11 protein-coding genes are annotated in these 12,512 nt (G+C 36.3%); 6 read left to right on the top strand and 5 right to left on the bottom strand.

Translation table 11 applies throughout. From position 1 onward, the window contains the following. The first annotated feature begins 6 nt into the window (after positions 1 to 6). Complete coding sequence (locus tag ACFSO7_RS13595; RefSeq protein ID WP_377877868.1) at positions 7 to 921, top strand: nucleoside hydrolase; 915 nt, start codon at positions 7 to 9, stop codon at positions 919 to 921. A gap of 181 nt (positions 922 to 1,102) precedes the next feature. On the opposite strand, the gene ACFSO7_RS13590 is transcribed toward ACFSO7_RS13595, so the two are convergent. Genes ACFSO7_RS13590 through ACFSO7_RS13580 form a run of 3 tightly spaced genes read right to left on the bottom strand, consistent with a single transcriptional unit; the run spans position 1,103 to position 2,757 of the window. After that, the gene (locus ACFSO7_RS13590; RefSeq protein ID WP_377877867.1) at positions 1,103 to 1,738 is read right to left on the bottom strand and encodes an FMN-binding negative transcriptional regulator; all 636 of its coding nucleotides are present in this window, start codon (positions 1,736 to 1,738) and stop codon (positions 1,103 to 1,105) included. 22 nt (positions 1,739 to 1,760) lie between these two features. Continuing rightward, positions 1,761 to 2,279: a spermidine/spermine N(1)-acetyltransferase gene (gene paiA / locus ACFSO7_RS13585; RefSeq protein ID WP_377877866.1), complete on the bottom strand. Its 519-nt coding sequence runs from the start codon at positions 2,277 to 2,279 to the stop codon at positions 1,761 to 1,763. Between the two features lie 25 nt (positions 2,280 to 2,304). After that, complete coding sequence (locus ACFSO7_RS13580) at positions 2,305 to 2,757, bottom strand: MarR family winged helix-turn-helix transcriptional regulator (RefSeq protein WP_377877865.1); 453 nt, start codon at positions 2,755 to 2,757, stop codon at positions 2,305 to 2,307. A 495-nt stretch (positions 2,758 to 3,252) separates the two neighbouring features. Between ACFSO7_RS13580 and ACFSO7_RS13575 the strand changes: the two genes are divergently transcribed. From ACFSO7_RS13575 to ACFSO7_RS13560, 4 genes are all read left to right on the top strand, one after another. Next, on the top strand, positions 3,253 to 3,678 hold the full coding sequence (locus ACFSO7_RS13575; RefSeq protein WP_377877864.1) for a VOC family protein: 426 nt from the start codon (positions 3,253 to 3,255) through the stop codon (positions 3,676 to 3,678). Between the two features lie 150 nt (positions 3,679 to 3,828). Continuing rightward, positions 3,829 to 6,996, top strand: coding sequence for an ATP-binding cassette domain-containing protein (locus ACFSO7_RS13570; RefSeq protein ID WP_377877863.1), 3,168 nt, complete (start codon positions 3,829 to 3,831; stop codon positions 6,994 to 6,996). Positions 6,997 to 7,125: 129 nt separating this feature from the next. Further along, a complete protein-coding gene (locus ACFSO7_RS13565; protein ID WP_377877862.1) occupies positions 7,126 to 8,337 on the top strand; it encodes an MFS transporter in 1,212 nt (403 codons plus the stop codon). A 15-nt stretch (positions 8,338 to 8,352) separates the two neighbouring features. Further along, positions 8,353 to 9,321 (top strand): phosphotransferase enzyme family protein, encoded by a 969-nt coding sequence (locus tag ACFSO7_RS13560; protein WP_377877861.1) that lies wholly within the window; start codon positions 8,353 to 8,355, stop codon positions 9,319 to 9,321. Between the two features lie 50 nt (positions 9,322 to 9,371). On the opposite strand, the gene plsY is transcribed toward ACFSO7_RS13560, so the two are convergent. Beyond that, entirely contained in the window at positions 9,372 to 9,986 is a 615-nt protein-coding gene (plsY, locus tag ACFSO7_RS13555; protein WP_377877860.1) for a glycerol-3-phosphate 1-O-acyltransferase PlsY, read from the bottom strand. A gap of 204 nt (positions 9,987 to 10,190) precedes the next feature. After that, complete coding sequence (locus ACFSO7_RS13550) at positions 10,191 to 11,282, bottom strand: helix-turn-helix domain-containing protein (RefSeq protein ID WP_377877859.1); 1,092 nt, start codon at positions 11,280 to 11,282, stop codon at positions 10,191 to 10,193. 285 nt (positions 11,283 to 11,567) lie between these two features. On the opposite strand from ACFSO7_RS13550, the gene ACFSO7_RS13545 reads away from it, so the two are divergent. Continuing rightward, positions 11,568 to 12,395, top strand: coding sequence for an alpha/beta fold hydrolase (locus tag ACFSO7_RS13545; protein ID WP_377877858.1), 828 nt, complete (start codon positions 11,568 to 11,570; stop codon positions 12,393 to 12,395). Positions 12,396 to 12,512: the final 117 nt, after the last annotated feature.

Here is a 12,512-nt window from a genome sequence, read left to right as displayed (position 1 = left end):
GCGATAATGAAGCCGATTATATTTGATGTGGATACAGGTATTGATGATGCTTTGGCGATGGCCTATGCATTGAACTCCCCGGAGCTAGAGATGCTTGGCTTCACAACGTGCTTTGGAAATGTGTCAGTGGAAGATGCCACACGTAATACCTTAGTGGTTTTGGAGAAATTAGGGAAAAATGTTCCTGTTTATTCAGGCGCAAATAAGCCTTTAGTGCGTAAGCCAAAAGAATTTCCCAAACATGTCCATGGGGATGATGGACTAGGCAATACATTTGATAAAGAGCCATTAGCGAAGGCAGAAACAGAAACGGCGGTGGATTACATCATCCGTCAGGTAAAAAAACTACCTAACGAGATCACGATAATTTCAGTTGGTCCACTTACCAATCTAGCTCTTGCTGTAAAAAAAGCACCTGAAATTGCTGGACTTGTGAAAGAGGTAGTGATCATGGGTGGTGCTGTCCATACGCATGGCAATGTGACTCCGTATAGTGAAGCCAATATATATGCTGATCCAGAAGCAGCAGATTGTGTTTTCTCGTCGGGGTTACCTGTAACCCTTGTAGGACTTGATGTAACGATGCAAACATTATTGCCATATTCAAAATTAGCTGACTGGCGTGCTTTAGGTACGGAGGCTGCTGCATTTTTGGCGAATATGACTGAATTTTACATGGGTGCATATGAAACGTTCTACCCAGGTATTGGTGGCTGTGCCCTTCATGATCCTCTTGCTGTCGGAGTAGCCATTGACTCTAGTTTCGTCAAGACAGAGAAATTGAATGTTATGGTTACGTTAGAGGAAAATGAGTATGGACGAACAGTGGGTACTCCAGATGGAGAACCACAAATTGAAGTTTGCATAAAAGTTGAAGCAGACCGGTTTTTAGAGCATTTTCTTGAACGGATAGTAAAATAAATTATTTTTTGAAGGAAACAAGCGATCAAGTACATCCTTCGAAGATTGTTAATAAGTAACAGTAAAAAGGCACTATCCTTTATATTATGGAAAGGATAGCGCCTTTTTTTAGTTTAAGTACAAACCTACACAATTATAAGCAGAACTGCCAAATGTTTGAGTTTGACAAAAGGTTGACGAATCAGGTGTTAATTTGTTTGTGATCTTTTAATCGCTTTTCCATCTGTTCTGCTACTTGCTTCGAATTTGGATTCCCTTCATTTTTTAAGTTATCAATGATGCTAGTATAATCCACTTCATTACGGTTTTGACTTAACTTATAAGCAGCCTGAATTTCTCCCACCTTAATCTTAAATCCGACTATTCCTTTCAGTTGACTTTCTAAGAGCTCGGGAGAAAGTTTATTCCATACAACTGGGTTTTCACGGTGTTTTTCATATTTTTTCAACATTGTTGTTAATTCTTCTATTAACTCTTCTTTCTCTAGAATACTTGCTTTTCCATATATATGGATAGCCTGATAATTCCAAGTCGGAACATTTTCGTGTGAATACCAGGAAGAAGAAATATAAGCATGTGGTCCCTGAAACAAAATAAGCACATCTTCACAAGTCTCAAATGTTCTCCACTGAGGATTTCCATAAGCCATATGCCCAGTAATATAATAATCATCGCCTTTTTTATTTAGCCCCAAAGGCAAATGGGTGGCAATTGGTTTCCCTTTTTCAGTTGTGACAATCGTTCCAAAAGAGTTTTTTTGAACAAAGTCCCAAATTTCATCCACATTCGTGACCTTATAATATTTTGGAATATACATAATCATCCACCTTTCAAAAATGTTATTGGAGTGTTTTAGTCATGATGAAGTCTATTTGTTCTTCATCACCCATATAAAAAGAGTGGGCTCCAGTTTGAATAAATCCCATTTTCTTATAAAAAGTGATGGCATTTTCATTTTTTTCCCATACACCTAGCCAGATTTTCCTTTTATTACGTTCTGTCGCAATCTCGATAGCTTTATTTAGCAGAAATTTACCAAGCCCATGTTTTTGAAATTTGCTCTTTATATAAACTCTTTCGATTTCAAGTGATTCATCATCCATTTCTTCAGATTGAGCATCATTAGTATTGATTTTTAAATATCCTGCGACTTCATTATTAAAGTAAGCAAAAAAGAAATCTGAAGAAATATTGGATAATTCTTTTTCTAATTGTATTAAGTTAAATGCTCTATCCAAATAAGCATTCATATTTTCAACTGAGTTCTGATGTTTAAATGTGTCACTAAATGTTTGATAACTAATTTCTTGAAGTATGTGTAAATCCTCAAATGTACATTTTTTAATTTTTATAGTCATTTAAATATGTCGCTCCTTTAAATATTCAATAATTTCTCTTGTTTCCTTTTTTTACATATTCCCAGTCTATTTCTATATTTTTTCTTACTTTTTGAAGAAGATTGAAAATGGTTTCTATTTCTTCTTCGGAAAATCCCTTTAATGCTACGATATTGGAATAATCATTTTCCCTTTTTATGAACGGATAAACATTTTTACCTTTTTCTGTTGGAAAGAGCTTCTTAATTTTTTTGTTAAGTTGATCGTCTTTCTTTTCAATAAAACCATTCATTTCAAGCTTTTTTATAGCACGAGCTGCTGTTGTTCGATCTACTTTTATCATCTCAGCTAACTTTTCTTGAATGATTCCTGGGTTTTCGCATATTCGCACAAGGTACAAATACTGCCCCTTTGTAAGGTCATATTCTTTAAATTCTATATTACTTATCGAATCTAATGCCCTTGCTATCATTCCGATTTCACGAAGAATTTCTTTCATAATGAACTCCTTAGTATATGTTTTTGTTGCAAATGCAATAAAATAATATGAATTAAATTTAACTTGAATCTGTTGTATTTGCAATAAAAAATTGATTTCAAACGTAAATATGAAAGGTATCAGCATAAGTTGTAGTTTAACTATGAGTCTTAAATAATAAAAAAATTACTCTTCAAGTTTTATTATTAACTTGACGAACGTATGTTCTTTGTTTTATAATCCAATTAGTGGTAATAATGGTAAGTGTGTTCAAGTGATTAGAGTTTACATTAACTTTTTAAATTAGCTATGTTAAAGGACAGTGTTTATTTGCACTGTTGATTGGAGCGGAAGGCGCTTGACTCCTGCGGGAGCAGCGGGACAGGTGAGACCCCACAGGTGCGAAAAGCACCGAGGAGGCTCACCGCACGCCCCGCGGAAAGCAAGCGCCTGGAGCGGAAATCAACATTCTACTTTAACAAAGCTTTTAAATTAAAAACAAGGAGCTGTATCATTATGTCAATGCGTTTATCGCCCTATTTAATGATGAATGGAAATGCAATGGAAGCGATTCAATTTTACAAAGAAGCACTGAATGCAGAACTACTTTTCAGTCAAACGTTTGGAGAAATGCCGGAAAATCCTGAATTTCCTTTACCAGAAGAGGCAAAAGGACTTGTGTCACATGCGATGGTGAAGGTGGGGGAAACAGATCTCATGTTCTCCGATAATTTCCCTGGTCAAACAAGTCAAGTTGGAGATCAAGTGACAATCTGTATTTCATCGGATGATGTTGAACAATCAAAGAAAATGTTCGAATCATTACAGCAAGGCGGTCAAGTTAAAATGCCATTGCAGGACACTTTTTTTAGCCCAGCATATGGGATTGTTACGGACAAGTTCGGTGTAACCTTTCAAATTTACACAGAGGAACAAAAATAATTTATTTAGTAGCATACTGATCAGCCCCTTGGATAACCATTGGGGTTGTTTTGGTACTATAATTAAGATAATAGAATGTAAATTTTACAATTCATTGTTTGTTACGAAAAAATAATAGATAGAAAGAGTCCCTTCTGAAAGGATATCTCAATGAAAATCAATCAATTAATTGCGAACAATATAAGCAAATTAGATGCGGTACTCCCCGAATATCAATCGTTAGGGATTGCTGGTTTATCAGGTTCGGGTAAAACAACATTCTGCCAAACGATTGGGGAAGAGTCTAAGAAGCGTCTAGTTTCTTTATTACCAAAGGCGGAATATCAGTATTTATTTCCTACTATTATGGAAACGAATTTCAGTGCCATCAAAATGGAGGAAATGCCTTTAGTTCTTTTTCTCGGAAAGTCATCTATTTCTTCCAATCCACGTTCGACTATTGGCACACATACTGGCGTTTTTAAGGAGATTCGTGTAAGTCTGGCAGAAAAATATAATCTCTCACCAGAAGTTTTTTCATTCAATAATGAACTAGGCTGGTGCCCAGATTGTAAAGGACGCGGAACGATCAAAAATGTGGAATGTCCAAAGTGTCATGGCCATCGCTATAATCAAGAGGTGGAGCAATATACCATTGAATTATTAGATCAACCACATACGATTTCTGGTATCAACAATTTAAGCATTGAAACGATTCTTTCACTTGCAGAAGTTTTACATATTAGTGAAGCGAAACAACATATTCTCGAAAATATCAGCCGAATGAATATGGGTTACCTCACCTTAAATCGGATCATGGGTACTTTATCAGGTGGGGAGTTAACACGACTTTATTTAGCTGAATTTATGGCAGCAAGTGAAAATACGGTAATTATTATTGATGAAATCTCTGTTGGTCTGGATCATCAAACACTATTAAAAATTTTAGAAGAGATTAAACAATTAGGCTATAAAAATCAAATTTGGCTCATTGATCATTCGGATACCGTGCTCGATGCAACGGATGAGCAGTTGTTCTTTGGGCCTGGTAGTGGGAAGTATGGCGGAAAAATGGTTGAGGAATCACCACGTCCAAAACCAATTTATTGGGAACGTAATAAAAATACGCCAACAGAATTCTATCAATTTCATGATTTATACTGTCGTAATATTCAAATGACAGAGATCCATATTCCGAAAAATAGACTTGTCACCTTTACGGGTGAGTCTGGATGTGGGAAATCAACGCTTGTGAATGAATGTATTGCGAAAGATTTTCTAGAGCGATATCCAAAAGATAAACTAGTCATGGTTGGGCAAGATCGAAACCAATCGATTACAAGTCGGTCAACCGTTGCAACCTTTCTTGATATTAAAAAGAAAATCACGAAATATAGTGAAGACATTGAGGATATTTTCGGACGCTCCATTGAGGATATTATTGAGGAACTTCCAAATGAAGACATTGCTCATAAACGCTTGAGTTTATTGATCAAGCTCGGTCTCGGATATTTAACTTTAGAAAGGAAAACACAATCCTTATCGACGGGTGAATTTCAATGTGTCCATTTAGTTTCGGAGCTATTTGCTAACACCAAAAATCCGCACACACTTTTCATTTTTGACGAACCTTCCAAAGGATTATCACAAAATATATTAAATCAATTCATTGATAGCATCCGGACGATTTTGCAGGATGAATCGATTTCCATCCTCATGATTGAACATAATGCCTACATGCTAGAAAGCTCTGATTTCATTATTGATTTTGGAAAAAGACAGATCGTACCTGTGGAGCATCTTGATGTTGATAGCCATGATGATTATTTTAGTCGAAAGACTAGTGCAGATACAGGTGAACCATTGCAAATTTCATCAAGGCTTCATCAAAAAAATGGCATTCAATATTTAAAAGAAAGTCATATCGCTTATTTCAAAAATGCAGAAAACGTCTATAAGGGTGGTATTTTAAAAAGCTTATCGCCAATTGCCCGTGTCATTTATGGGGAATACGATTCAGACATCATTGCACCTGTCATCGCTATTGATCTTGAGAGACACTTATATAGTCAGTATAGCTTTCTTTTTGAATTGGGTGGATTGATTAACCATATGGTAGCAGCTCATCCGACGAATAAGGATACAAGAAGTTTTGATTTCTATGCCCAAGATAATCATTGTCCATGTTGTTCGGGCCGTCGATTTATTGAAAAATTTGACTTTGATGTGGTCATTCAAGACAAAACGGTTCCATTTTGGGATGGTCTATTACATCCAGACGTAATGGAAGTTTTGAAATATTATCAATACCCAAAATTGCAATTCCTATTTGATGAGATTAAGAATGAACTTGGTCAAGATATAAGTAAAAGCTATAATGAAATGACCGAAGCCGAAAAGCATACCTTTTTATATGGTTATTGGGAAAAGTCCTTTTATGATAAAGCTGGCAAGACACAACGAACATGGGAAGGCTTTAATATCCTCATCGGTCGTTATATGTTTATTTCCAAATCGATTATTAAAGAGAAAATGAAAGAATCAAAAGAAATGATGATTTGTCCTGTTTGCCGAGGAACCGTCCTCAATCATCATAAAAAACTAAAATTTGGTGAGACGGATATACGTGAGATTATTTATCAGCCTATTGATCAAGTAATTAAAACGGTAGGTGCCTTACCAGAACTTGAAAAGCTAAAAAATATCGTTGGCGGTGATATGGTACTGACGGAAGATGTCTCTTTACTTCCTAGGGAAACACAGGCAGCGCTGAAAATGCTTGAACTTGAATTAGCGAGCTTTGCCCACTATGAAGTGGTTTTACAAAATGCCTTACCTTTCTGGGACAGTATAAAAGGTAATATTGAGGCAATTAGCAGTAAAAATCAGATCACCATTTGTGATTTTGCCAATATTCATGAGACACGTGAAACCATCATTGATAAATATTTTACCAATGGAAAATACAAAAAATTAACGTATGTTTATGAAGCGTTTGGTTACAAAAAAATTGTTACCTTAATCAATAAGATAAAAGCTAGTCATCCATGTCCATTCTGTAAAGGGAAGAAAGTCATTTCAGAAGATGGTCTCCATGACGGTGTGCATAAATTATCGATCCCATGTGTGAGCTGTGAGGCGAGTGGCATCAATGATGAAGGTCGTAAGGAGATTGTTGAGGGCATCGACGTGCAAACATGGCTAACGGGTAAAGTAAAAGATGTTGTAGCGGAAAATGAAATGAATGAGACAGTTGCGGAGATTCCGATTCTCAATCGTATTCGAGAATTGAATAAGCGAGAGATGATGGTCGTATATCAATATCTTGATCAAAACTAAGATAAGGATTGCCTTTACTTTTGAATCACAGGCATATAGTCTGTGATTTTTTTTAGGTTGATATGGTTCGGAAAGTAGTTAAAAGTCTTTATTTTATGTCAATAAAGAGTAAGGAAAGGTTGTGATTAAATGGATAATTGGAAAAAGAATATAACGCTCTTTTTAAGCAGTCAGACGATCTCCCTCTTTGGTTCTGCCTTAGTCCAATATGCCATTATGTGGTATGTGACGCTAACAACAAAATCAGGGATTATGATGACAGTGTTCATCATTTGTGGTTTCATTCCTACCTTTCTATTATCCCCGATAGCGGGGGTATGGGCTGATCGCTTTAATCGTAAAAGGCTGATTATTTTAGCCGATGCCCTCATTGCGGTGGCGACACTTTTATTAGCCATTGTTTTTTTACTGGGCTATGATTCAACATGGTTACTCTTTGTGATGGCAGCGGTTCGTGCGATCGGTACAGGTATACAAACCCCAGCCGTAGGGGCTATTTTACCCCAAATCGTACCAAAAGAGAATTTGACGAAGGTGAATGGAATTAACGGGAGTATTCAAGCGATCATCATGTTTGTCGCGCCGCTGGTTAGTGCTGCATTATTGACGATGACCTCCCTTGAAATCATTTTTTTCATCGATGTCATTACCGCAGCAATTGCCATTTTTACGTTAATGAACTTTTTTAACATTCCAGCTCATGAGAAGGCTGCGGAAAAGCAAACGACCAGTTATTTCAATGATTTAAAAGAAGGCTTAACTTATATTAAAAATCAAGCTTTTCTAAAGAAATTCTTTTTGTTTTTTGCGATTTTCTTCGTGTTGATGGCACCTGCCGCCTTTTTAACACCGCTTCAAGTAACCAGAACTTTTGGGGATGAAGTGTGGCGCCTAACCGCCATTGAAATTGCCTTTTCGGTTGGAATGATGGTGGGTGGTGCGATTATCGCTTCATGGGGAGGCTTTAAAAATAAGGTTTATACGATGACATTTGCAAGTCTGCTGATGGGAGTTTGTACGTTTGCACTCGGAATCGTGCCAAACTTTTGGATCTATCTACTATTCATGGCGGTCTTCGGTATTGCGATGCCCGTTTTTAATACCCCAACCACTGTGTTAATTCAAGAGAAAGTAGATGAAAATTATTTAGGAAGAATTTTTGGTGTGTTTGGAATGATATCTACTTCCATGATGCCGATTGGGATGCTCATCTTTGGTCCTCTTGCAGATATCATCCAAATTGAATGGCTTCTTTTAGGAACAGGGCTTTTCATTTTAATTCTGTCTATATTCTTAGGACGAAATAAGGTTTTATTGGAAGCAGGAAGGGGAATGGCGTAGAAATGGAGGGGAATGATGAAAACGATACAGGTAAGGAGCTCCTTATTCACTAACCGTTCCATAGAATCTATAGTGAACTCATATCAAATTGGAAGAATAATGGCATGTAATCTATTAATCAGAGGATTAAATGATACGTATATTGTGGAAACAGAAATTGCCAAATATATTTTTCGCATATATAGAGAAGGATGGAGGGGAAAATCGGAAATTTTGTATGAATTAGATGCCATTAACCACTTATCTAAAAATGGTTGCCAAGTTTCGAAGCCTATCATGAGGAAGGATGGTGAGTGGCTATCTGAAGTTCATGCCCCAGAAGGAATGAGGTACGGTGTTTTGTTTACCTTTTCAAAAGGGGATCGGCCGGAAATTAATGAAGAAAATGTTTATCTGATCGGAAAAGCTTTGGCTAATATACATAAAGCAACGGATTCGTTTGTTTCCAATAATGAGAGAAAATTTGAATTAAACGTAACGCATTTATTGGATGGGCCTTTGTCTTTGATCACTCCTACATTAGAAAAGTATATGAAAAGTGAAAAATATTCATTCCTGGATGGGGTCTTAAGTAAGATAAAGGCAGATATTTTATATAACGATGATCTTGAATATGGTTTTTGCCACGGAGATTTTCATAATTTTAATATGCATCTTTTGGGGGATCAAATCGAGGCTTTCGATTTTGATTGTTGTAGCAGGGGGTATCGATCCTATGATATCGCTGTATTTTTGTGGAACTTGAAGCAAAACTATCCGAATTTAGAAACTTCATGTTGGAACCAATTTTTAAATGGCTATCTTAGTGAAAAAAGTATAGGTAATGGAGATTTACAAGCATTAAATCAGTTCGTTATTTTACGAAGAATATGGTTTTTAGGAATCATATTGAAAAATGATGATGTTTGGGGAACTCATTGGATGAATGAAAAAAATCTCGAACATTTTTTGAATCAATTGGAACAGGATGTAGAGAAAATTTAATTTGTAAAATTCAAGAAGCCAACATACGTTATGTGTTGGCTTTTTGGATCTTACTTCTTCGTTTTTGTAATTTTTTCCTTTTTTATGTTTTTATCATTGATTTTGGGCTCCGTGCCATTTTTCATATTTCTTAAATTCGAGCGGTGTAAATAAAGCATGAAAGGAATAAACACGAAAAATAAAATAGCTAGCTTCGTGTCGCCAGCAAGAAAAGAATATAAAAATAAGGCAGGCGCAATGGATATGGAACCGATAGGCACATATTTGGTAATAACAATCATACTAATAAATGTTATTAAACCTATTATAAGCAAAATCGGATTTGCAATGAACAATACACCGAATGTTGTCGCTACTGCTTTCCCTCCTTTAAATCCTGCAAGTAATGGGAAACAATGACCTAGAACCGCTGCAAATCCAACATAAATGGGTTCAATTTCAAGGTTCAACCATAAAGGTAATAAGGCGGCTACAGCTCCTTTCGATACATCCCCAATTAGCACCAACAAACCTGCCTTTTTACCTAAAATCCTGACGCTATTCGTCGTACCTAAATTTCCACTCCCAAATTTCCGAATATCCGCCCCGAAAAACATTTTACCCACGAGCAAAGCGAAAGGGATGGACCCAAGTAAATAAGCTATAAAAAATGCAAGTATAGTCATTTTTACCTCATCTCAATTTTAAATTAGTGATAATTCTATTATATTATTTTTTACTAAACTTATTTTTGTTTTTTTTTGAAAAAGGGAAAAGTATTTTAGTATAGAGACTCACGGCAATTGTAGGCATAATGGTTGATTAGTGAAAAACAGCTTCAAAAAACAATAACCGCAAAAGCTAATGACTCTTGCGGCTTTAAAATCATATTATTTTCTTAATAATGTTGTGACCATTTTACTCAGTGTTCCTTTATCGACGAACGGTGCAAGGCTAGCTAGAATATCTGGATTAAGATCTATTAGTTCTTGATCACTGACAAGTTTTTCAATCGTTTCCTTACTTAGAAAAGGAGCAAGATGTAGGATTTTACTAGCTTCTAATTTACCATTTACAACTTGGTTGATGAGATGGTTTAAGGTTTCCGCACTCAAGAAAGGTGCCAATCTATGAATAATATTCCAGTCTAAGGTTCCCTCTGCTGACTTAAAGACCAATTTATCTAATTGCTTTTGCTCAAGGAATGGAGCAATGTATAGAATTCGATTAGCTTCTATCTTTCCATCCACTACCTGGTCAACGATACGATTTAGCGTTTCACGGCTTAGAAAAGGGGCTAATCCCTGTACTAGGTCCCAGTTCAAATGACCTTCCTCTACTTGCTGAACGAGTTTATCTAAATGATCGCGACTAAAAAATGGTGCTAACTGAACAAGCTGTTTTATATTCATAGAATCTAAGGTGGCACGCTCAACCAATATCATTAAAGTGTCTTTACTCAAAAAGGGAGCAAGGCTTGAAATCACTTCCCATTGGACCTCTCCCTCAGTTGAATGTAGGATAATTTGGTCCAATGATTCAGAATCTAGAAAAGGTGCGAGCCTCATTAGTACCTCTAAATTGAGGTTACGTCCATCTAAACCCTCAGATACCTTATTCAAAGTACTAGCCTTCATGATGGGGGCTACCTCAACTAAATCCTTCAAATCCACTTGACCAGAATTTATCATTTCTGTTACTTGCTCTGTTCTATTCTCTGAAATCTCTTCAACAATTTTTCCAACTTTTAAGTACTGTAGATTATTAACGGATTCTCCTGCATTCATAATTTCGTCTATTGATCTATTGAAAAAATTAGCAATTAGAGGCAAGGTCCCAATATCCGGCAGTGAATCCCCACGTTCCCACTTTGATACTGCTTGATGGCTAACATTTAAATGATCAGAAAGCTCTACCTGGGTCATATCTCGTTCCTTACGAAGCTTTGAAATATATGCACCAACTTTTCGTGAATCCAACATCCAAACTCCTCCTCAACTAAAAAACAAAATCCAGCGCGCACTGTCAAAATTATCTTAGCACACCCTCCACCATCAGCCTATCAACAGACAGTTGAATTGAATCAAAAACAGAATTCAACCACTAGTTGAGTGGAACATGGGAACTTTGTCCAATTCCATAGCAATCAGTTAGTTAGTTAGTTAGAATAAAATAAGCCGGGGACGATGGACCTCTGACCCTACATAAGTGGAATGAAAGGCCTTCAATCCGAATAATGTAGTAGAAAATGAGTATGAGGTGTAGAAATGTCTATGTTAAATGGTAAATATATTGAGGTTGATCCAGGTGTGGAGTTGTTTGTTCAGGATGTAGGGGTTGGGGAACCCATTGTGTTTATTCCTGGTTTTACGTTTACGACAGAGGTTTTTTCCAAACAGGTGGAATATTTCTCAAAGACGAATCGAGTGATTGTTGTTGATCCAAGGAGTCACGGTAGATCAACAATGTCTATTCATGGGAATAATTACATTACCCATGGATCAGATTTACATGTGGTCCTTAAAGCATTGAATGTTGAAAATGCGATGTTAGTCGGTTGGTCTTTTGGCTGTTTTACTGTTTGGGAGTTTATTAAACAATATGGTTTGGATTCTATTAAATCCTTAATCCTTGTTGACATGCCTCCTAAATCATTATCGACAAATAATGATGATTGGGTGGAAGGTTCGTTAGATGAAATTGCTGCCATCTATAATACGTATTTACAAAATTCAAGAGGACAAAGGCAGTTCATCACAAACTATATCACTCAAGTAATGGTTCAAAGGGATCTCAAGAAAGAGGAACTGACTTGGCTTGTTGAGCAATCTTTAAAAACACCTTACTATATTGCATGTCATTTATTTGCTTCTGGAATGTTTTCTGATTATCGTGAAGAAGCGATAAAAGCAAGCCAAACGGTTCCTACATTAAATGTAATTGCAGAGCATTGGGCTGAAAGTGCAGCTAATTACACAAAACAATTAACACCAGAATCTAAAATAGAAGTTCTCGGCGGGCATATGATGTTTTGGGAGCATAGTGAAAGGTTTAACGAAATTGTTCATCATTTTTTAAATGAACTAGAAAGATAAATTTAACCCGAATCAATTTGAAGATATTTAACTCAAATTGATTCGGGTTTTTTAGTTGTATGGACTTTTCACCATATCTCTAATAAACTGAGCTAAGTATGAAGTGATTTTAGGAGG

Origin of the sequence: Bacillus sp. CGMCC 1.16607 (assembly GCF_042683745.1) — a bacterium.
GTDB lineage: Bacteria > Bacillota > Bacilli > Bacillales > Cytobacillaceae > Pseudoneobacillus.
Note: the sequence above shows the minus strand (reverse complement) of the source record. Positions and strands in the feature narration are given on the sequence as shown.